The sequence below is a fragment of the Brevundimonas sp. GW821-FHT12E07 genome (assembly GCF_058807035.1).
Window position 1 is genome coordinate 1,196,579 of sequence record NZ_JBXAQH010000001.1, and the last position, 21,773, is coordinate 1,218,351.

The 21,773-nt window shown below is 68.3% G+C and carries 16 protein-coding genes; 10 read left to right on the forward strand and 6 right to left on the reverse strand.

Annotated features, from left to right (window positions below; genetic code table 11):
* The first annotated feature begins 93 nt into the window (after window positions 1–93).
* The 8 genes from AC1ROD_RS05670 (at window position 94) to AC1ROD_RS05705 (ending at window position 8,823) form a co-directional block, all read left to right on the forward strand.
* Entirely contained in the window at window positions 94–177 is an 84-nt protein-coding gene (locus AC1ROD_RS05670) for a potassium-transporting ATPase subunit F (RefSeq protein ID WP_492947740.1), read from the forward strand.
* A gap of 16 nt (window positions 178–193) precedes the next feature.
* On the forward strand, window positions 194–1,897 hold the full coding sequence (gene kdpA / locus AC1ROD_RS05675) for a potassium-transporting ATPase subunit KdpA (RefSeq protein ID WP_492947741.1): 1,704 nt from the start codon (window positions 194–196) through the stop codon (window positions 1,895–1,897).
* A gap of 13 nt (window positions 1,898–1,910) precedes the next feature.
* Window positions 1,911–3,974: a potassium-transporting ATPase subunit KdpB gene (kdpB, locus tag AC1ROD_RS05680; protein ID WP_492947275.1), complete on the forward strand. Its 2,064-nt coding sequence runs from the start codon at window positions 1,911–1,913 to the stop codon at window positions 3,972–3,974.
* 11 nt (window positions 3,975–3,985) lie between these two features.
* Window positions 3,986–4,150: a hypothetical protein gene (locus AC1ROD_RS05685; RefSeq protein WP_492947276.1), complete on the forward strand. Its 165-nt coding sequence runs from the start codon at window positions 3,986–3,988 to the stop codon at window positions 4,148–4,150.
* Window positions 4,150–4,851, forward strand: coding sequence for a TorF family putative porin (locus AC1ROD_RS05690; RefSeq protein ID WP_492947277.1), 702 nt, complete (start codon window positions 4,150–4,152; stop codon window positions 4,849–4,851). Before AC1ROD_RS05685 ends, AC1ROD_RS05690 begins: the two co-directional genes overlap by 1 nt.
* A gap of 10 nt (window positions 4,852–4,861) precedes the next feature.
* Window positions 4,862–5,437 carry a potassium-transporting ATPase subunit KdpC gene (kdpC, locus tag AC1ROD_RS05695; RefSeq protein ID WP_492947278.1) on the forward strand — a complete coding sequence of 192 codons (576 nt, stop codon included), beginning with the start codon at window positions 4,862–4,864 and terminating at the stop codon, window positions 5,435–5,437.
* Between the two features lie 76 nt (window positions 5,438–5,513).
* Window positions 5,514–8,123 carry a DUF4118 domain-containing protein gene (locus AC1ROD_RS05700; RefSeq protein ID WP_492947279.1) on the forward strand — a complete coding sequence of 870 codons (2,610 nt, stop codon included), beginning with the start codon at window positions 5,514–5,516 and terminating at the stop codon, window positions 8,121–8,123.
* 10 nt (window positions 8,124–8,133) lie between these two features.
* A complete protein-coding gene (locus tag AC1ROD_RS05705) occupies window positions 8,134–8,823 on the forward strand; it encodes a response regulator (RefSeq protein WP_492947280.1) in 690 nt (229 codons plus the stop codon).
* A gap of 9 nt (window positions 8,824–8,832) precedes the next feature.
* Here AC1ROD_RS05705 and lldD read toward each other — a convergent pair whose 3' ends face one another.
* Together lldD and AC1ROD_RS05715 are read right to left on the reverse strand one after the other, a co-directional pair.
* Window positions 8,833–9,975: an FMN-dependent L-lactate dehydrogenase LldD gene (lldD, locus tag AC1ROD_RS05710; protein ID WP_492947281.1), complete on the reverse strand. Its 1,143-nt coding sequence runs from the start codon at window positions 9,973–9,975 to the stop codon at window positions 8,833–8,835.
* A 29-nt stretch (window positions 9,976–10,004) separates the two neighbouring features.
* The gene (locus tag AC1ROD_RS05715; RefSeq protein ID WP_492947282.1) at window positions 10,005–12,365 is read right to left on the reverse strand and encodes a glycoside hydrolase family 95 protein; all 2,361 of its coding nucleotides are present in this window, start codon (window positions 12,363–12,365) and stop codon (window positions 10,005–10,007) included.
* A 254-nt stretch (window positions 12,366–12,619) separates the two neighbouring features.
* On the opposite strand from AC1ROD_RS05715, the gene AC1ROD_RS05720 reads away from it, so the two are divergent.
* Window positions 12,620–16,009 (forward strand): TonB-dependent receptor, encoded by a 3,390-nt coding sequence (locus AC1ROD_RS05720; RefSeq protein ID WP_492947283.1) that lies wholly within the window; start codon window positions 12,620–12,622, stop codon window positions 16,007–16,009.
* 110 nt (window positions 16,010–16,119) lie between these two features.
* Window positions 16,120–17,445, forward strand: a complete 1,326-nt coding sequence (locus AC1ROD_RS05725) for a pectate lyase family protein (RefSeq protein ID WP_492947284.1) — start codon at window positions 16,120–16,122, stop codon at window positions 17,443–17,445.
* A gap of 9 nt (window positions 17,446–17,454) precedes the next feature.
* Here the strand turns inward: AC1ROD_RS05725 and AC1ROD_RS05730 are convergent, their stop codons facing one another.
* Genes AC1ROD_RS05730 through fucP form a run of 4 tightly spaced genes read right to left on the reverse strand, consistent with a single transcriptional unit; the run spans window position 17,455 to window position 21,692 of the window.
* The gene (locus tag AC1ROD_RS05730; protein ID WP_492947285.1) at window positions 17,455–18,753 is read right to left on the reverse strand and encodes an L-fuconate dehydratase; all 1,299 of its coding nucleotides are present in this window, start codon (window positions 18,751–18,753) and stop codon (window positions 17,455–17,457) included.
* 11 nt (window positions 18,754–18,764) lie between these two features.
* Window positions 18,765–19,610 carry a fumarylacetoacetate hydrolase family protein gene (locus tag AC1ROD_RS05735; RefSeq protein WP_492947286.1) on the reverse strand — a complete coding sequence of 282 codons (846 nt, stop codon included), beginning with the start codon at window positions 19,608–19,610 and terminating at the stop codon, window positions 18,765–18,767.
* A 25-nt stretch (window positions 19,611–19,635) separates the two neighbouring features.
* A complete protein-coding gene (locus AC1ROD_RS05740; RefSeq protein WP_492947287.1) occupies window positions 19,636–20,385 on the reverse strand; it encodes an SDR family oxidoreductase in 750 nt (249 codons plus the stop codon).
* Entirely contained in the window at window positions 20,382–21,692 is a 1,311-nt protein-coding gene (gene fucP / locus AC1ROD_RS05745) for an L-fucose:H+ symporter permease (RefSeq protein WP_492947288.1), read from the reverse strand. Before fucP ends, AC1ROD_RS05740 begins: the two co-directional genes overlap by 4 nt.
* Between the last annotated feature and the right edge of the window lie 81 nt (window positions 21,693–21,773).

The window sequence follows — 21,773 nt, forward strand, 5'->3', positions numbered from 1 at the left end:
GCGCCGAATGGCCGATCTGTTGTTTCTCGCGTTGGGCGGCGGGGCGTTTGTCGCCTTCGCCGCTCTCGCCCATGCCCTGAAGAGGATCGGCTGATGATCGCCATTCTCTGGGGCGTCGGCGCCGTCGTGGTCGCCGTCTATATGGTCGCGGCCCTGCTGCGGCCCGAGCGGTTCTGAAGGAGCCGCCGTCATGATGACTGTTCAAGGATGGGCGGAGATCGCCCTGACCCTTTCACTTTCCGTCGCCTTCGCCTGGCCGATCGGAATCTATCTTTCGCGCGTCTGGAACGGCGAGCGCACCTGGCTCGACCCCGTGCTGCGGCCGGTCGAGGGCCTGTTCTACAAGGCGTCGGGCGTCGACCCGAACCGCAGCCAAGGCTGGGTGGGATACGCCATGGCCCTGATCGTGTTCAACGCGGTCGGCTTCTTCCTGCTTTACGCCCAGCTGCGTCTGCAAAACGTCCTGCCGCTGAACCCGCAAGGCTTCGCTGGCATGTCGCCGCATCTGGCCTTCAACACCGCCGTCAGCTTCGTCACCAACACCAACTGGCAATCCTACGGCGGTGAAAGCACCGCCTCGACGCTGAGCCAGATGGTCGGCTTCACGACCCAGAACTTTCTGTCCGCCGCCACCGGCGCAACCATCGCGGCCGCCCTGGCGCGCGCCTTTATCGCCAATCGCGGCGAGGGGGTCGGAAACTTCTGGGCCGACCTGACGCGCACGACCCTCTATCTGCTGCTGCCGCTGTCGATCGTTCTGGCCATGGTGCTGGTCGGTCTGGGCGTGGTGCAGAGCCTGGCCGCCTCGGCCTCCGCGACCGGCCTTGAAGGCGGGTCGCAGACCCTGGCCCTGTTCCCGGCCGCCAGCCAGGAGGCGATCAAACAGCTGGGCATCAACGGGGGCGGCATCTTCAACGCCAACTCCGCCCATCCGTTCGAGAACCCGTCGCCGCTGACCAATCTGATCGAGTCCGTTTCGATCAACGTCCTCGGCTGGGCCGCCTTCTTCGCCTTCGGCCGCAGCGTTCTGGCGAAGAAGGACATCCGCGCCCTCGTCGCCGCCGCCTTCGTCCTGCTGGCGACCTGCACCGCCGGGATGTACGTCGCCGAAACCCAGGCCGCGCCCGCCCTCGTCGCCGCCGGGATCGAGCAGCCGCTCAACATGGAAGGCAAGGAGGTCCGTCTCGGCGTGCCGTCCTCGGTCGCCTGGGCCGGCCCCACTACCGGCGCATCCAACGGCTCGGTCAACGCCATGCACGGCAGCTTCATGCCGCTGTCGGGGGGGCTGCAGATGCTCCTGATGCAACTGGGCGAGATCCTGCCCGGCGGGATCGGCTCGGGCATCGCGATCATGGTCGTCATGGCCATGCTGGCGGTCTTTGTCGCCGGTCTGATGGTCGGCCGCACGCCCGAATATCTCGGCAAGAAGATCGAGGCGCGCGAGATCCAGTTCGCCATGATCGCGGTGCTGGTTCTGCCGCTCGCCATTCTCGGCTTCACGGCGATCGCGGCGGTCCTGCCCGAGGCGCTGAAGGGGCTTCTCAACAGCGGGCCGCACGGCCTGTCGGAGATGCTCTACGCTTACACCTCGGCGGCGGCGAACAACGGCTCGGCCTTCGCGGGCCTGACCGCCAACGCCCCCTGGTGGAACACGACGCTGGGGATCGGGATGCTGATGGGACGGTTCGTTCCGGCCGTCGCGGTCCTCGCCATCGCCGGCGCCCTGGTGGTCAAGCCCAAGCTCGCGCCCAGCGCCGGCACCCTGCCGACCGACGGCCTGCAGTTCGTCGGCCTGCTGATCGGCGTCATCCTCATCCTGGGCGGGCTGCAGTTCTTCCCGGCCCTCGCCCTCGGACCCATCGTCGAGCACTTCCAGATGCTTGGCGGGCTCCATTGATTGGACACCTGAAATGATCTTCGCCAATCCCGAACACGTCGGCGAGCCGAAACACGCTCCCCTCGCGGGCGGTCTGTCCGGCGCCATGCTGGGCCGCGCTCTCAAGGACGCCGTCGTCAAGCTGAACCCCAAACACCTGCTCCGGAACCCGGTCATCTTCGTCACCTGGATCGTCGCCCTGCTGGCGACGGTCTCGGCGGCGGGGGCGGTCGCCGGCGGTCACTCGGCGAGCTTCGCCGTCCAACTGGCGCTGTGGCTCTGGGCCACGGTCCTGTTCGCCAATGTCGCCGAAAGCGTCGCCGAGGGCCGGGGCAAGGCCGCCGCCGACTCCCTGCGCGCCACCCGCGTCACGACGCCCGCCAAACTGATCGACCCGGCCACCGGCAAGGTGTCCGAGACCCCGGCCGGCGACCTGACCATCGGCGCCATCGTCCTGGTCGAGGCCGGCGATGTGATCCCGTCCGACGGCGAGATCATCGAGGGCGTCGCCTCGGTCAACGAGGCCGCCATCACCGGCGAGAGCGCCCCGGTCATCCGTGAGAGCGGCGGCGACCGCTCGGCCGTCACCGGCGGCACCACGGTCGTCTCCGACTGGATCAAGGTGCGCATCACCTCGGCCCCCGGCTCGACTTTCCTCGACCGCATGATCGCCATGGTCGAGGGCGCGGACCGCCGGAAAACGCCGAACGAACTGGCCCTGTCGGTCCTTCTGGCCGGCCTGACCCTGGTCTTCCTGATCGCGGTCGTGACCCTGCTGGGTCTGGGCGCCTATTCGGGCGTCAAGCTGGATCCGATCGTGCTCGGCGCCCTGTTCATCACCCTGATCCCGACGACGATCGGGGGGCTGCTGTCCGCCGTCGGCATCGCCGGCATGGACCGGTTGCTGAAGGTGAACGTCCTGGCCACCTCGGGCCGTGCGGTGGAGGCGGCAGGCGACGTCGACACCCTGCTGCTCGACAAGACCGGCACCATCACCTTCGGCAACCGCATGGCGACCGAAGTCATCCCGGTCCCGGGCGTGCGTCCCGAAGCCGCCCTGCGCGCCGCCGTGACCGCCTCCCTCGCCGATGAGACGCCGGAAGGCCGCTCGATCGTCGAACTGGGCCGCAACGCCGGGATCACCGCCGAGGCGCCCGCCGGCGCCAAGGTCATCCCCTTCACCGCCGTGACCCGCCAGTCGGGTCTGGAGAGCGGCGGATCGTCGTGGCGCAAGGGGGCGGTCGACGCCGTCCTGAAGTCGCTGAACCTGACCGAGGCCGCGACCCCGGCCGAGTTCCGCGCCGCCGTGGACCGGATCGCCCGCTCGGGCGGCACGCCTCTGGCGGTGACCGAGAACAACGTCCTGGTCGGCGTCATCCACCTGAAGGACGTGGTCAAGCCGGGTGTGAAGACCCGCTTCGCCGAGCTCCGCGCCATGGGGCTGCGCACCGTCATGATCACCGGCGACAACCCGGTCACGGCGGCGGCGATCGCCTCGGAGGCCGGGGTCGACGACTACCTCGCCGAGGCCACCCCCGAGGACAAGATGCGCCTCATCAAGGCCGAACAGGCCAGGGGCCGTCTGGTCGCAATGTGCGGCGACGGCGCCAACGACGCCCCCGCTCTGGCCCAGGCCGATGTCGGCGTCGCCATGCAGACCGGCGCCCAAGCCGCGCGCGAGGCCGGCAACATGGTCGATCTCGACAGCGACCCGACCAAGGTCATCGAGATCGTCGAGGTCGGCAAACAGCTGCTGATCACCCGCGGCGCGCTGACGACGTTCAGCATCGCCAACGACGTGGCCAAGTATTTCGCCATCATCCCGGCGATGTTCGTGGTCGCCCTGCCGGCGTTGGGTGCGCTGAACGTGATGCGTCTGGGGAGCCCTGAGAGCGCCATCCTGTCGGCGGTGATCTTCAACGCCCTGGTCATCGTGGCCCTGATCCCTCTCGCCCTGCGCGGTGTGAAGTATCGGGCGGTCGGGGCCGGCAAACTGCTGGGTCGCAACCTGCTGATCTACGGCCTCGGTGGTCTGGTGGCGCCCTTCGTCGGCATCAAGGCCATCGACCTGATCATCACCGGTCTGGGTCTGGCGTGAGAGCGATCCCCATGCCCCGCAACACCTTCAAGGCCGCCGGAAAGAACGACGTCTGGTTCGCCCTCTTCGTCATCGCCGCCGTCGTGGTCGTCAGCCTGCTGGCCCACGCCGACCGCTCCCACGCTCCCGAACGTCCCGGCCCCGTCCCGGCGTCCGCACTGAAAGAACAAGCCTGATGAACACCTCTCTCAAACTGCTGCTGGCCTCGGCCGTCGCTCCCCTCGCGCTCACCGGGGCCGCCCAGGCCCAGGACGCCACGGCCCCGCAATGGAGCTTCAACGTCGCCGGAACCTCGGACTATGTATTCCGCGGTGTCAGCCAGACCCAGGAAGATCCGGCCCTCTCGGCCGGCATCGACCTGACCGCCGGCTCCTTCTACGCCGGGACCTGGGCCTCCAACGTCGACTTCGGCGATGGCGATACAAACGCCGAGGTCGACCTCTACGGCGGCATCCGACCCGAGGTCGCGGGCTGGAACCTCGACATCGGGGTGGTCGGCTATCTCTACACGAACCAGCCCGACGGTGCCGACTACGACTACGCCGAGCTGAAGCTGGCGGCGTCCCGGCCGGTCGGCCCGGCGACGCTCGGCGCCGCCGTCTATTGGTCGCCCGACTTCTTCGGCGCGTCCGAGGACGAGGCGACCTATGTCGAGGCCAATGCCGCGATCTCGCCCGCCGACAAGTGGACGATTTCCGGCGCGGTCGGCCGTCAGTTCGTGTCCTCGGACTTCGACTACACGACCTGGAACCTCGGCGCGGCCTACCAGCTGACCCCGCACCTCGCGGTCGACGTCCGCTACCACGACACCGACGAACACGACTTCGGCGACATCTACGGCGCCCGCGCCGTGGCCTCGCTGAAGGCGACCTTCTAGGAGACCGAAGATGGTCAACCAAATCCGTCCCGCCATTGTGATGATGGCGCTCTTCACCCTGGTTCTGGGCCTCGCCTATCCGCTGGCCGTGACCGGTTTCGCGCAAGGGGTCTTTCCGGCCCAGGCGAACGGCAGCCTCGTTCGCGACGCCTCGGGCACGATCCAGGGTTCGTCCCTGATCGGCCAGCCCTTCGCCGAGCCCCGCTATCTGCATCCGCGTCCGTCGGCGGCGGGCGACGGCTATAACGCCCAGTCGTCGTCCGGCTCCAACCTCGGTCCGCTCAACACCGATCTGGCCATGCGGGTGAAGACCGAGGCCGACACGATCCGCACGGAAGACGGCGCGACGTCGGTCCCCGCCGACGCCGTCACCGCCTCGGCCTCGGGTCTCGACCCGGACATATCTCCGGCCTACGCTCGGCTTCAGGCGGCGCGCATCGCGACCGCCCGGGGCGTGCCCGCAGCCGAGGTCCAGAGCGTGATCGACCAGAACACCAAGGGCGCCTTGCTCGGCTTCATCGGCCAGCCGCGTGTCAATGTCCTGATGGCCAACCGCGCGCTCGACGCCCGTTTCCCGGCCAATTGATTTGGCGGAGTCTGCACCCGAGCCTTCGCTGAAAGCCGCCTCCCGGAAACGGGGGCGGCTGAAGGTTTTCCTCGGCATGTCGCCGGGGGTGGGCAAGACCTATGAGATGCTGCGCGCCGCCCGCCGCCGAAAGGCCGAGGGGGGCGACGTCGTGGTGGGGGTGGTCGAGACCCACGGGCGCAAGGAGACCGAGAGCCTGCTGCGCGGGCTGGAGGTCATGGCGCGCAATCCGCTGGACTACAAAGGCCGAACCCTGCTGGAGTTCGACATCGACGGGGCCATCACGCGCCGCCCCGAGCTGCTGCTGGTCGACGAATACGCCCACTCCAATGCGCCCGGCTCGCGCCATCCCAAGCGGTGGCAGGACGTGGAGGAGATCCTCAAGGCCGGGATCGACGTCTGGACGACGCTGAACGTCCAGCATCTGGAGAGCCTGTCCGATGTGGTTCTCAGGATCACCGGGGTGCGCCAGCGCGAGGCCGTGCCCGACAGCGCCCTGAGCCGCGCCGACGACATCGAGGTGGTGGACATCACCCCCGACGAGCTGCGCAAGCGGCTGACCGACGGCAAGGTCTATGTGCCCGAGACCGCGCGTCTGGCGGCCGAGAATTTCTTCAAGGTCGAGAATTTGACGGCCCTGCGCGAACTGGCCCTGCGCCGCGCGGCCCAGACCGTGGACGACCAGCTTCTGTCGCACCTGCGCGAGCAGGGCGCGCCCGGGCCGTGGGCGGTCGCCGAACGCATTCTGGTTCTGGTCGGCGGGGACGCCATGGCGGCGTCGCTGGTGCGGACTGGGCGGCGGTTGTCCGACATGATGATGGACGCGCCCTGGACCGTGGCGACGGTCGACCGCGCGGCCCGTTCGGCCGAGGCCGACGCCCGGTTGAACGAGGCGCTGAAACTGGCCGAGCAGCTCGGCGCCCGCACCGTGACGCTGAGCGGCGAGGATGTGGTTCGCGCCGTCATGGACCATGTCCAGCGCAACCATGTGACCCAGATCGTGCTGGGCAAAGGGCGTGACAGCCGCCTGCGCGACCTGCTGGGCCGGTCGCTGGCGGCGGAGCTGCTGCGCTCGGCGAAGGGGGCGGCGATCCATATCGTCACCGACAATGCTCCGGCCGAGGCCGCCCCCGCGAGGGCGGCGCCGCGTCCCGTCACGGCGCGCAGTCTGATGCTTCAGGCGAAGGGCTATCTCGCCAGCGCGATCTTCGTCGCAGTGGCCACCGCCGTCGCCCTGACGCTGGACTACAAGTTCGAGCGCGTGGATCTGGGCGTCATCTATCTGTCGGCGGTGGTCGCGGCGGGCGCGCTCTACGGAATGAGGCCCGCTCTGGCGGCGGCGACGGCGGCCTTCCTGATCTACAACTTCCTGTTCCTGCATCCGCGCTACAGCTTCGTCATCGGCTCACCGACGGACGTGCTGACGCTGGTGGTCTTCTGGGGGGTGGCCCTGCTGACCGGAGCCCTGGCCGGGCGGGTGAGGGAGCAGGCGAAGCGGACCCAGCGCCGGGCCTCCGCGGTCTCGGCCCTGTTGGGCGCCAGCCAGGCCCTGGCCGCCGCCGACGACCGGGTCCAGACCGCCCGCATCCTGGCCGAACAGACCGCCGAGGCCGCGGGCGCGCGGGCCGTGGTGCTGCTGCCGGACGGCGAGGACCTGACCATCGCGGCGGGCGCGCCCGAGACGCCGACGCTCGGCGCCGCCCCCATGGCCGCAGCCCGCTGGGCCTGGGAGCATGGCGAGGCGGCAGGGTTCGGGACCGGCACCCTGCCGCAATCCAGCTGGACCTTCCGGCCGTTGCAGGGCGTGCGCGGCCGCTCGGGCGTGGCGGGCATCGAGGCCGAGGCCCTGGCGCCCGGATCGGACGAGGAACGGCTGGCCCTGGCCCTGCTGGATCAGGGCGCGGTCGCCATCGAGCGCGCCGAACTGGCCGGACAGGCGCTGGAAACCGAGACCCTGCGCCGCGCCGACCGCTTCCGCGGCGCCCTGATGAACTCCGTCAGCCACGACCTGCGCACGCCGCTGTCGACCGTGCTCGGCTCGGCGACCACCCTGATCGACTTCGGCGAGACGCTGAAGCCCGCCGTCCGCGCCGATCTGCTGCTCTCGATCCGCGAGGAGGCGGAGCGGCTGAACCGCTACGTCGGCGACCTTCTGGACATGACCCGGCTCGAAGGCGGCGGGCTGAACATCAAGGCCGACTGGACCGATGTCCGCGACGTCCTGAACGCGGCGGCCGAACGGGTCTCGCGGCGGCTGCAGGCCCGTGTCCTGACCCGCGACTTCCCCGCCGAACTCAGTCTGGTGATGATCGATCAGGGGCTGCTGGAGCAGGCCGTGGTCAACATTCTGGAGAACGCCATCGCCTACAGCCCCGACGGTTCGGTCATCGAACTGGCGGCCTATGAGGATCGCGGCTCGGTCGTCATCTCCATCGAGGATCAGGGTAAGGGTATTCCGACCGAGGAGCTCGAACGGGTGTTCGACAAGTTCCGCCGCATGGAACAGCCCAGCGACCGGTCGCCCGGCGGCGTCAAGGGCGCAGGTCTGGGGCTGGCCATCTCCAGGGGCTTCGTCGAGGCCAACGGCGGGCGGATCGCGGCGGCCAGTCCGATCGCCGACGGCAAGGGGACGCGGGTCCTGATCAGCCTGCCCAAGGCCATCGCGACCCACCCGAACCTGCTGTAAGGCTGCGCGCATGTCGGCCGTCCGTCCCCGCATCCTCGTCATCGACGATGAACCCCAGATCCATCGCTTCCTGACCCCGGCGCTCGACGCCGCCGGCTATGAGGCCCGGCGCGCCGACAGCGGGCAGGAAGGGCTGCGCGCCATCGCCCTGTGGTCGCCCGACGCCGTCCTGCTCGACCTCGGCCTGCCCGACATGGACGGCAAGGATGTGCTGAAGCGCGCGCGTGAGTTCTACGCCGGTCCGATCCTGATCCTGTCGGCGCGCGACAAGGAGGCCGAGAAGATCGAGGCGCTGGATCTCGGCGCCAACGACTATGTCGAAAAGCCCTTCGGCGTCGGGGAGCTGCTGGCGCGCGTGCGCGCGGGTCTGCGCCAGAGCGGCGACGCGGGACGGCCTAAAGGACCGGTGACGGCGGGCGACGTCGTCATCGATCTGGAGAGGCGGCTGGTCACCCGGGCGGGCGAGCCGGTCCGGCTGACGCCCAAGGAGTACGATGTGCTGGCCCAATTGGCGCTGCATGCGGGCAAGCTGGTGACCCATATGGACCTGCTGAGCGCGGTCTGGGGCAGGGCGCATGTCTCCGACACCCAGTATCTGCGGGTCGTGGTGGGGCAGCTCAGGCACAAGCTGGAAGCCAATCCGGCGACCCCGACGCTGCTGCTGACGGAGCCCGGCGTCGGCTATCGGCTGGCGGGATAGACGGCGCCCTCAGGGCTTCGCGCGGGCCAGAATGTCCGGGCCGATGTCGGCGATGGTTCGGGCGCCGGTCAGGGTCATGGCGACCCGCATCTCCTTCTCGAACAGATCCAGCAGGTTGGCGACGGCCGCCTCTCCTCCCGCCGCGAGGGCGTAGACGAAGGCGCGGCCGAGCATGACGGCGTCGGCGCCGAGGGCCAGGGCCCGCACCACGTCCAGCCCGTTGCGAATGCCGGAATCGATGAGGATCGTCATCTCCCCCTTCACCGCCTCGGCGATGGCCGGCAGGGCCCGGGCCGTGGACAGGACCCCGTCCAGCTGGCGTCCGCCATGGTTCGAAACGACGATGCCGTCGGCGCCGAAGGCCATGGCGTCACGCGCGTCGTCGGGGTCGAGGATGCCCTTGATGACGATCTGCCCGTCCCAGACATCGCGGATCCACTGCAGATCCTTCCACGCGATGGAGGGATCGAAATTCTGGCTGATCCAGCCCATGAAATCGGCCAGTCCCGTCGGCTGGCCCAGGTAGGCGGAGATGTTGCCGAGGGTGTGTGGCGTTCCGTGCAGGCCGACGTCCCAGGCCCAGGCCGGATGGGTCAACGCCTGCATCATTCGCCGCATCCCGGCGTGGGGGCCGCTCATGCCGGAGTGGGCGTCGCGGTAGCGGGCGCCGGGCACGGGCAGGTCGACGGTGAAGACCAGGGTGTTCACGCCCGCCGCCCTGGCCCGCTCCAGCACATGGCGCATGAAGCCCCGATCGCGCAGGACATAGAGCTGGAACCACATCGGCCGGTCGATGACGGGGGCGACCTCCTCGATCGGGCAGATCGACATGGTCGACATGGTGAAGGGCACGCCGCACGAGGCCGCCGCCTTCGCCGCCTGGACGTCGCCGCGCCGGGCGTACATGCCGGTCAGGCCGACGGGGGCGAGGACGATGGGCAGCTTCAGCGTCTCGTCGAACAGCCTGGTCTCGAGGCTGAGGTCCGACATGTCCCGAAGCACACGCTGGCGCAGCAGGACGTCGTGCCAGTCCTCGACATTGTGGCTGAGCGTCGTCTCCGCATAGGCGCCGCCGTCGATGTACTGGAACAGGAAAGGCGGAAGCTTGCGGCGCGCGGCCTCGCGATAGTCGCCGGGCGACGAGATGATCATTCAAATGCTCCGCGACAGACGAAGCTTGATCATACCGTCAGGGTCACGACCCCGTCTCGCCCCATGACGACCGTCTGAACCGCATCGCCATAGCGGACCCGCGTCCTCGCCCCGGCCGGACCGCGCAGCACGGCCGAGGACATACGGCCCGCCTTCCAGTCCAGATCCAGCGAGAAGCCGCCGCGCGCCCGGACGCCGTGCAACTTGCCGTCGGCCCAGGCCGTGGGCAGGGCGGGCAGGAGTTCGATCTCTCCGGGGCGCGACTGCAGGATCATCTCGACCATGGCGTTGGTCCCGCCGAAATTGCCATCGATCTGGAACGGCGGGTGGGCGTCGAACATGTTGGGATAGGTCCGCTCCGGCCCCAGCAGCAGGCTGAGCACGCTGTGGGCATGGTCGCCCTGGGCCAGACGGGCCCACAGATTGATGCGCCAGGCCGTGCCCCAGCCGGTGGCGTAGTCGCCGCGGATCTCAAGCGAGCGGCGGGCGGCGGCGGCCAGCGCGGGGGTGTCGCGCAGGTTGATCTGATGGCTGGGGAACAGGCCGTACAGGTGGGAGACGTGGCGGTGGTTCATCTGGGGCGCCTCCATGTCCCAGCCCTCCATCCACTCCTGAAGTTGACCCGCCTTGCCGATGCGGTCGGCGGGCAGGCGGGCGCGGGTCGCCAGGACCTGCCGCTGGAAGGCGCGGTCGCGGCCGAGGACCTTTGCGGCCTCCGCGGTCTGGGCGAACAGGTCGCGGAGGATCTGCCGGTCCATCGCCGGCCCGGCGCAGATGGAGACGCCCGCATGGTGGTTGTTCTCGGGCGACATCGACGGGCAGGTGACCAGGCCGTCACCCGACGGGTCCTCGACCAGGGTGTCGAGGAAGAACTCGGTGGCCCCCTTCAGCAGGGGATAGACCTCGGCCAGATAGGTCTTGTCCTGGCTGTAGTCGAAGTGGTCCCACAGGTGGGTGCAGAGCCAGGCGCCGCCCATGGGCCACATGCCGAACTTGGCGCCGTCGATCGGCGCCGTGGCGCGCCACAGGTCGGTGTTGTGGTGGCAGACCCAGCCGCGCGCGCCGTAGTTGGTCTTCGCCGTCACCGCACCGGTCTCGGCCATCTGGCGGACCATGGCGATCAGGGGCTCGACGCACTCCTGAAGCGCGCAGGGCTCGGCCGGCCAGTAGTTCATCTCGGTATTGATGTTGATCGTGTACTTGGACCCCCACGGCGGGTTCAGCTTGTCGTTCCACAGCCCCTGCAGATTGGCCGCCTGCGTCCCCGGACGCGAGCAGGACAGCAGCAGGTAGCGGCCGTACTGGAAGTAGAGTGAGGCCAGGGCGGGATCGTCCATCGACTGGGACTTGGCGACGCGCTGGTCGGTCGAGGGCAGGGCGGCCTCGGTGGTCCCGACCTCGAAGCTGACGCGGCTGAACAGGGGCTTGTAGTCGGCGAGGTGACGGGCCTTCAGGGCTTCGAAGTCGGGCGTCAGGGCGGCGAGCGTCGCCCGCGTCTTCGCCTCCGGATCGCCGTTGACGTCCTTGGGGCCCTTGTAGCTGGTGGCCATGGCGATGAGCAGCAGGGCCTCGTCGGCGCCCTCGACATGCAGGGCGTCGCCGTCGGCGCGGGTGCGGCCGCCCTTGGCGATGACCTTGACCCGGGTCTGGAAGCTGAGGGCCCCGGCGACCTCGTTCTGGCCCGAGTTGCGGCCCGAGAGGGTCAGGGTGTCGCCGTCGATGGCGGCGGTTCCGGCCAGAGGAGTTTCAAAGGCGGCGCCGAAGTCCAGCGCGCCCGGCTTGTCGGCGCTCAGGCGCAGGACGATCACATCGTCGGGCGCCGAGGCGAACATCTCGCGCCGGAACGTGACGCCATCCTGACGGTATTCGACGCGGTGGACGGCGTCTTCCAGATCCAGTTCGCGGCGATAGCCAGAACTCGCCGAGGAGACGCCGAAGGTCAGCATCAGCTCGCCGATGGTCTGATAGGACATCTGGCGGATCGGCTTGCCCATCATCCGGGCCTGGGCGAGGTCCTGCGCTTCCAGATACTGACCGGCGAAGATCAGGCGGCGGACCTCGGGCAGGGCCGCGAGGGCGTCTGAACTCGACGGATCATAAGGGCCGCCGCCCCACAGGGTGTCCTCGTTCAGCTGGATCCGGTCGCGCGCTACCCCGCCGAAGACCATGGCGCCCAGACGCCCGTTTCCCAGCGGCAGGGCCTCGGTCCAGAGCTCGGCCGGGTTGCGATACCAGAGCTTGAGCGGCGCGGGCTGGCCGGTGCGGGGCAGGGGAACCATCGGCGGCGGGACCGCCTGGCGCGCCATCGCGGGCAGGGCGGCGACCGCGGCCGCAGCCGCCGTTCCGAGCAGCAGCTGCCGGCGCGACGCGTTCCGGAATCGATGGGTCATCATGGTCTCTCCCTACGCTGAACCGTCTGTCTCTGCGCGCGATCTGCGCGCGCTGGCGACGGCCATTGGGTCCCTATTGCCAGAACTGTCTTCATGGGTGAAGATGCTATCGCAAATATGAAGACTCGCCGCGAGTGTTTGCGCTAACAATTTTAGCTTGCGGCGGGATCGTCATATTATCATACTAATTAACGCTGCCGTTCAAAGAGCAGCATCAGGGCGGGGATTCAGCGAAATCCCCATGGAGGGAAATCATGAAGCTCAACCGCACGACCGTGCTCGCCAGTTCCGTTGCGTCCGGGGTCATCCTGGCCGCGCTCACCGTCGGTTCCGCCGCCTCGGCGCAGACCGCGACGCCCCAAACCAGTACCGATCAGGCGTCCGAGGTCGAAGAAGTCGTCGTCACCGGCTATCGCCAGTCGCTGCGCCGGGCGCTGGACACCAAGCGCAACTCCAATGTGATGATCGACGAGATCAACGCCGAGGACATCGCCGACTTCCCCGACGCCAACCTGACCGAGTCGCTGCAACGCCTGCCGGGCGTCTCGATCGATCGCGATAACGGCGAAGGCCGTTCGATCTCGGTGCGCGGTCTGGGGGGCGACTTCACCCGCGTGCGTCTGAACGGGCTCGAGACCCTGTCCACCGCCGGCTCCAACGATTCCGGCTCCAGCCCGAACCGCGGCCGGGGCTTCGACTTCTCGACCTTCGCCTCGGAGCTGTTCAGCTCGCTGAAGGTGCAGAAGACCGCCTCCGCCGAGACCGACGAAGGCGCGCTGGGCGCCACGGTCGATCTGGTGTCGGGCCGCCCGTTCAACTTCCAGGGGCCGCGTTTCGGCCTTTCGGTTCAGGACGCCTATTACGAGAACGGCGAGAGCCACAATCCGCGCGTCGCCGCCCTGATCTCGGACCGCTGGCGCTTCAATCACATCGGCGAAGTCGGCCTGTTGGGCTCGGTGGCCTACAACAAGCGCGACTCGTCGAGCGACAGCTTCGAGCGTTCGCCGGGTCAGTCGGACTACGCCTATCGCGGCGCCACCTTCCAGGGCACCAGCAACCCGGCCGGTACGGAATATCAGGGCTTCGCCCGTCCGATCGGGACGACCATTCCGAACGTCACCAATCCGAACGCCCTGGCCCTGCTGACCGGTTCAGACCCGGCCGCTTACGCCCTGATCAACGGCACGGGGCGCGGCTCGCAGGTGAGGATCCCGGCCCTGCCGACCCTCAGCCACCGCGATATCGATCAGGAGCGGATCGGCCTGACCCTGGGCGGTCAGTGGCGGCCCACCGACCGCACCACCGTCAGCGTCGACGGCCTCTATTCGAAGTTCGAAAGCACCTCGATCAACTACCAGCTCTCGCCGATCGGGCTGAACCGCAACAACACCTCGGGCGTCATCCCGAACGCCACCAACTACAGCTACAACACCGCCCGTCCCGGCCCGCCCAGCCCGGGCACGGCCAACACCAACCAGGGCTCGGCCACCCAGCGTCGCGGCCTCTATTCCAACTGTACCGCGCAACCGGCCCTGTTCGGCAGCGACGGAACGCGTATTCGTGATGAGATCGACTGTGGTCAGTCTTTGAACGGCGGCTCTTTGGTTCCGGGTTACGCTTTCAGCTATAATCCGAACAATCTCGACGTCTACGAATACTATAACAATCCGACCTCGCCCGGGTATATCAACGATCCCTACGGCCTGGCCATGCGCGGCGCCTTTATCGGGCGGCCGGCGACCAGGCTGATCGACGCGGCGGTCAGCGACGACGGTTCGCAGGCGACCTATCTGAAGCTCGGCAATGTCGACATGGCGTCGCGGGCGGATTCGGGCAGCTTCACCACCGAGTTCCAGCAGCTGTCGATCAACATCGACCACCAGTTCACCGACCGCTTCCGGATGAACTTCATCTACGGCGCCTCGAAATCGACCAACGAGAGCCTGGGCCTGGTCGCCGAGTTCAACCGGATGGACTCCGGCAACGGCACGGCGGGCAACGACTACTTCATCTACGACGCCCGCGGCGGCGGGGACTTCCCGCTGATGAGCTTCGGCTTCGATGTCGCGGATCCGACGAAGTGGGATGTGGTCAAGGGCTTCTCCGCCCTGCGCGCCTACAAGCGTTTCGTGGAGAACACCTACGACGGCGGGCGTCTGGACTTCGCCTATGAGGCCAACGACCAGATCACCCTGAAGTTCGGCGGCAGCCGCCGCAACTTCGGCTTCAGCACCGCCCAGTACGAACGTCTGGTCGGCGATACGGTCAACCCCAGCCTGCTGGAAGGCGGCTCGCCGACGACCGTGCGCGACATGGGTCAACTGATCGAGTGGGGCAAGGGACTGGATGTGCCGGCGGGCATGCCGACGTCCTTCTGGGCGCCGAACCTGGACGCCTTCATCAACCGCTTCGGCTTCACCTGCGACTGCATCAACAAGTTCGGCGACTGGCGTCTGTCGGGCCTGCGCAGCCCGGCCAACACCTATGGTGTGGACGAGACCGATACGAGCATCTTCCTCCAGGCCGACTTCAACACCGAGCTGTTCGGTCGCGAGCTGCGCGGCAATGTCGGGGTGCGCTATGCCCTGACCGAGCTGGAGTCCTCGGGCCTGACGACCACGGCCCGGCGCGTCTCGGCGACCAACGAGTATGACGACACCCTGCCGTCGCTGAACGCCGTCTATGAGATCGCCGACAACATGTATCTGCGCTTCGGCTGGTCCAAGGTCATGGCGCGGCCGCTGCTGGGCAACCTGGCGCCGAGCGTCACCGGCTTCTCGGTGCCGAGCGCGGCCGGGGCGACCACGGGCGGCAGCATCACCCTGGGCAATCCCAAGCTCCAGCCGTTCCGGGCGACCAACTACGACCTGAGTTTCGAGTGGTATCCGTCGCGCGACACCCTGTTCTCGATCGCCCTGTTCGACAAGGAGATCGGCAGCTTCCCGCAGACCCTCGTCGGCGAGAACCGCCTGTCGGAAATCCTGTCGGCGACCGAAATCGCCCAGCTGCGAGAGGCCTTCCTGGACGCGCCGGGCGCCACGCCCAGCACCACCCTGGCGGCCCAGCGCGCCTATATCGACAGCGATCAGGTCTTCGCAGTGCGCCAGTTCCGCGACGCGCCGGGGGGCTATCTGCGCGGTATCGAGATTTCGTACCAGCAGACCCTGTCCTTCCTGCCCTGGTATTTCGAAAACCTCGGCATCCAGGCCAACTACACCCATATCGAAAGCCAGCTGGACTACATCCTGAGCCCGCAGCCGCTGGTGATCGGGGGCGCGCCCTTCCTCGGCGCCTCGCCGGACGCTTTCAACTTCACCCTCTACTACGAGGTTCCGAAGTTCTCGGCCCGGGTGTCGACGGCCTATCGCGCCGCCTATCAGACCACCTATCCGCTGGCGACCGGCACCTGCGATCCGGGCGTCTGCGACAGCCCGCTGGTCAACGACTTCGGTGGAAGCCAGGAGACGTTCAACGTCGACTTCTCGTCCAGCTACAAGTTCACGCCAAATATCAGCGTGACCCTGGAAGCGCTCAACCTGACCAACCAGGCCAATGATCGCTGGGCCTATCAGTCGAGCCCGGTGGTGACCTCCTACGGCACCAACGGTCGCCAGATCATGCTCGGCGCCCGGATGACTTTCTAGAGCCGGCTTCCGCCCACACATCTCCTTCCCAGGGCGGCTTCAAAGGCGCCGGCCATGTGCCGGCGCCTATTTTTTGTTCAGAATGCCCTCTCGATCGCGGAGCGCCCGTCATGATCCACCGCAGGCAGTTGATGGCCGGCCTCGCCGCCGGCGCCCTGGTCCCGGCGACTGTCCCCGCGGTCGCTCGGGCTGAGGCACAGGTCTCGGGCGCGGCCTTTCCCGGGGCCATGGGCTGGGCGGCGACGACGAAGGGAGGACGCGGCGGGGCGATCCTCAGGGTCACGACCTTGGCGGGCGAGGGGCCCGGCTCCCTGCGGGCCGCGCTGGAGACGGAGGGGCCGCGCATCGTGGTGTTCGAGGTCGGCGGGATCATCGACCTGGGCCGCCGCGACATCCGCATCGACAACCCCTTCCTGACCGTCGCCGGCCAGACGGCGCCGGAGCCGGGGATCACCATCATTCGTGGCGGCATCGGCCTGTCGGCCCATGACGTGGTCATCCGCCATATCCGTATCCGGCCGGGCGCAGACGGGGCGGCTCAGCGTAGCGGCTGGGAGGTCGACGGCCTGTCCACCCGCGGCGCCCATGACGTCATCGTGGACCAGTGCAGCTTCAGCTGGGCGACCGACGAGAATCTGTCGGCCTCGGGCGCGCGTTTCGACGGCGGCGATACGGTGGAAGCCTGGCGTCAGCACACCTCTCACCGCATCAGCTTCACCCGCAACATCGTCGCCGAGGGCCTGTCGCACGCCAGCCATTCCAAGGGCGAGCACTCCAAGGGCACCCTGATCCACGACAATGCGACGGCCATCCTGATCGCGGGCAACCTCTATGCGCACAACTACGAGCGCAATCAGCTGTTCAAGGGCGGGGCCCATGCGGTCAGCGCCAACAACCTGATCTACGACCCGGGCAACCGCTGCATGCATTACGGGCTGAACGCTCCGGAGTGGGGCGATCATCCGTGGGAGACAGGACGGCTGGCGCTGGTCGGGAACCTTACGAAGGGCGGGGCCTCGACGCGAGCAGACCTGCCGTTCTTCCTGGCCGAGTCCCAGGGCGACGTCGCGCTCTACGCCATCGACAATCCCGCCTTCCATGCCGACGGCCGGGTCATGCACGAGATGGCGATCCAGTCGGACCGCGACCTGAAGATCATCCGCCTCGATGAACCTCCGCATTGGCCGCCTGCCTTCACCGCGCGTCCCTCGGGAGAGGTCGAGGCCTGGGTCTTCGCCGAGGCCGGGGCCCGGCCCTGGGCCCGCGATGCGGTGGATGCCCGTATCCTCCAGTCTGTGCGCGACGGGACCGGCCGGGTCATCGACGACGAGACGGAGGTCGGGGGCTATCCGGTCCTGCCGTCCACGCGCCGCGCCTTCGTCGAGGCCGACTGGAACCTCGACGACATGACCCGCAAGGACGGCCGGCCGACCTAGGTTTTCGGCCTATGCGACGGCGCTGGTCGGCGCAGCCGGATTCCATTCGTAGCGGCGCAGGGACTCCGGCTTCATCTCGATCGAGAAGCCCGGCGCCCTGGGCGGCATATAGGCAGCGCCCCGGATCTCGCACGGCTCCAGGAAATGCTCGTGCAGATGGTCGACGTACTCGATCACCCGGCCCTCGCGCGTGCCCGAGACGCAGACATAGTCGATCATCGACAGGTGCTGGACGTATTCGCAAAGGCCGACACCGCCCGCGTGTGGACAGACCGGCAGGTCGTACTTCGCCGCCATCAGAAGCACCGCCAGCACCTCGTTCAGCCCGCCCAGACGGCAGGCGTCGATCTGCACCACATCGATGGCGCCGGCCATGATGAACTGTTTGAACAGGATGCGGTTCTGGCACATCTCACCGGTCGCGACCTTGATGTCGCCGATGCCGCGTCGGATGGCGGCGTGGCCCAGGACGTCGTCGGGGCTGGTCGGCTCCTCGATGAACCAGGGACGGGCGAAGGCCAGGTCGTTGATCCAGTCGATGGCCTCATCCACCTCCCAGACCTGGTTGGCGTCGATCATCAGGGTGGCGTCGCCGATGGCCTCGCGGGCAATGCGCAGGCGACGGATGTCATCTTCGCGGTCCTGACCCACCTTGAGCTTGATGTGGCGGAAGCCGGCGGCGACGGCCTCGGTGGCGAGGCGACGCAGCTTGTCGTCGCTGTAGCCCAGCCAGCCGGCGCTGGTGGTGTAGCAGGGATAGCCCTCGGCCTCGAGCGTGCGGATCCGCTCCGCCTTGCCCGCCGCCTTCTCGCGCAGCAGGACAAGGGCTTCGTCGGGGGTGATGCAGTCGGTCAGGTAGCGGAAGTCTATGGCCCGAACGAACTCCTCCGGCGACATCTCGGCGACCAGACGCCAGACCGGCTTGCCCGCCGCCTTGGCCATCAGATCCCAGACCGCGTTGACGACCGCGCCCGTGGCCAGATGGATGGCGCCCTTGTCCGGGCCGATCCAGCGCAGCTGGCTGTCGCCGGTGACATGCCGCCAGAACCGGCCCGGATCCTCGGTGATCCAGGCCAGCTCAAGACCGACCACCCGCTCGCGAAGAGCCTCGATGGCGACGATGCAGATTTCGTTGCCGCGACCGATGGTGAAGGTCAGGCCGTGACCCTCCAGCCCGGGCTGGTCAGTCTCCAGCACGACATAGGCGGCCGAATAGTCGGGGTCGGGGTTCATGGCGTCCGACCCGTCCAGCGCCTGGCTGGTCGGGAAGCGGACGTCGATGGTGCGAAGGGCGGTGATGCGGGTCATGAAAGGCCGTCTCAGGTCGCGGCGACGACGCGCTGGCGTTGAACGCCCAGACCGTCGATGCCCAGGGTCATGGTCTGACCGGGACGCAGATAGACGGGCGGCTTCTGGCCCAGACCCACGCCGGGCGGGGTGCCGGTGGATATGACGTCGCCCGGCTGCAGGCTCATGAACTTGTTCAGATAGGCGATGATGGTCGGGACGTCGAAGACCATGGTGGCGGTGGAGCCGTCCTGATAGCGGCGGCCGTCGACCTCGAGCCACAGACGCATGGCGTCGGGAGCGGGGGCTTCGTCCGGGGTGACCAGCCAGGGGCCGATCGGGCCGAAGGTGTCGCAGCCCTTGCCCTTGTCCCAGGTCCCGCCGCGCTCCAGCTGGAATGCGCGCTCGCTGACGTCGTTGATGACACAATAGCCGGCGACGTGCTCCATCGCGTCGGCGGCGTCGATATACCGGCCGGCCCTCCCGATCACGACGCCCAGCTCGACCTCCCAGTCGGTCTTTTCCGATCCGCGCGGAATCTCGACGTCGTCGTCGGGGCCGCAGATGGCGCTGGTCCATTTGTTGAACACGACCGGCTCCTGGGGAACCTCCATCCCGCTCTCGGCGGCGTGGTCGCTGTAGTTCAGGCCGATGCAGATGAACTTGCCGACCGCGCCGACGCACGGTCCGATCCGGGGCGCGCTCTCGATCAGGGGGAGGTCGTCGAGGTTGATCGCGCGCAGACGGGCCAGACCTGCGGGCGTCAGGACGTCGCCCGCGATGTCGGAGATGACGGCGGACAGGTCGCGGATGCGGTCTTCTGAGTCCAGGATGCCGGGGCGTTCGAAGCCGGCGGGGCCGTAGCGGAGGAGTTTCATCGGGGCCTTTGGGGAGGTGGCGGGCTCAGTTGATCCAGCCGCCGTCGATCACGTGGACGGCGCCAGTGGTGAAGGCGGATTCGTCGCCCGCGAGGTGAACGGCGAGGGCGGCGATCTCCTCGGGCTTGCCGAGGCGGCCGACAGCCTGACGCGCCTCGAAGGCGGCCATGGCGGCGCCAAAGCCGATGTCTTGAGCTACGGCCTGTTCGGCGACGCGCTGGCGCAGGGACGGGGTGTCGATGGTGCCCGGGCAGATGGCGTTGCAGCGCACGCCCCGGCCGACGAAGTCGGCGGCGATGGCCTTGCTGAGGCCGATCACCCCGGCCTTGGTGGCGCCATAGGCGAAGCGGTTGGGGATGCCCTTGATGCTGGAGGCGATGGAGGCGACGTTGACGATCGAGCCGCCGCCCTTCGCCAGCATGCCGGGGATGAAGGCGCGGCACAGGCGGTAGGTCGCGGTGACGTTCAGGTCCAGGGACCGGGCCCAGGCGTCCTCGTCGCAGTCCAGAATATCGCCCGCGTGGACCATGCCCGCGGCGTTGACCAGCACATCGACAGTCGGGAAACGGGCGGGCAGGGCGGCGACGGCCTCGCGGTCGGTGACGTCGAGACGCAGGGTCTGGACGCCCGGAACGCCTTCCAGCGTCGCCAGGGCCTCGGCATTGATGTCGGCGGCGATCACCGTCGCCCCCTCGCGCGCGAAGGCCTCTACGATGGCGCGGCCGATGCCCTGGGCGCCGGCGGTGACGAAGGCGGTCTTGTCCTTGAGTCTCAAGCGACGGCTCCTTTCGCGGCGCGAAGCTGGCGCAGGCCGAAGACCCCGACCACGACGAAGGCGATGAGGGGCACGATCAGGGCCGCGCGCAACCCGCCCTGGCCATGGCTGATCCAGCCCATGATCGGAGGCGCCACGGCGCCGCCGATGATGGCCATGATGATGAGTGAGGCGCCCAGCGACTGGTCCGGTCCGAGATCGCGGACGCCGAGGGCGAAGATGGTCGGGAACATGATGGACATGAACAGGCCGGTCAGGACGAGGGCCGCGACCGCGCCGAGGCCGGGCGACAGGGCGGCGGCGGCGCAGAGGACGACGTTGGCGACGGCGAAGAGAGTCAGGAGCCGGGCGGGGGAGACGCGCGACATCAGGGCCGCCCCGCCGAACCGGCCGAGGGTGAAGAGGGCGAGGCTGGCCGAGAGCAGGAAGGCCGCGTTGCGTTCGCTGATCCCGGGCGCGACCGACTTCACGAAGTCGACGAAATAGCTCCAGACCCCGACCTGGGCCGCGACATAGAAGAACTGGGCGATGACGGCGCCGACCAGCAGGCGATTGCCGAGCAGACGACGCCAGGCCCCGGCGCGGCCGGCCTCTGCATGGGGTCGGACCTCGGGCAGGGGGACGAAGGCGACGGCGGCGGCGACGGCGAGCACCAGAAGGGCGAGAACCAGATAGGGCATCTGGACCATCCCGGCCTCGCCGGCGCGCCAGGCGGCGAGTTCGGCGGGCGGCAGGGCGGCGTGGCCCGCGGCGTCCATCTCCACGCCCGAGAAGATGAAGATCCCTCCGACGATGGGGGCCAGGACCGCGCCGACGCCGTTGAAGGCCTGGGCCAAGTTCAAGCGCTGGGCGCCGCGCGCAGGATCGCCGAAGGCGACGATATAGGGGTTGGCCGCCGTCTCCAGACAGGCCGCGCCCGCGGCCAGGACGAACAGGGCCAGAAGGAAGGCGCCGTAGACCTGAAGATCGGCGGCGGGCCAGAACAGCAATGCCCCGGCGGCATAGAGCCCCAGGCCCAGCAGTATGCCGGCCCGATAGCCGAAGCGCCGCATGACCATCCCGGCGGGCAGGGCCATGACGAAATAGCCGATGTAGAAGACGAACTGGATCAGCCCCGCCTCGGCCCTGTCCAGATCCAGCGCCTTCTGGAATTGGCGGATCAGGATATCGTTCAGATTGTTGGCGATGGCCCAGAGAAAGAAGAGGCTGACGATCAGGGCGAAGCCGAGCCGGAAGCCGGGGGTGATCAGACCTTTCGCGCCGGGCGCGGCCGCGGAGGTATCGGGTGGAGGTTGGAGGATCGCCATGGCCGGTTTCGTTTCCCCGCAGGCGCCTCCACTTTGATGGTGGTTGGCCTGTCTGTTTTTGTATAGGTAAAGAGTCCATCG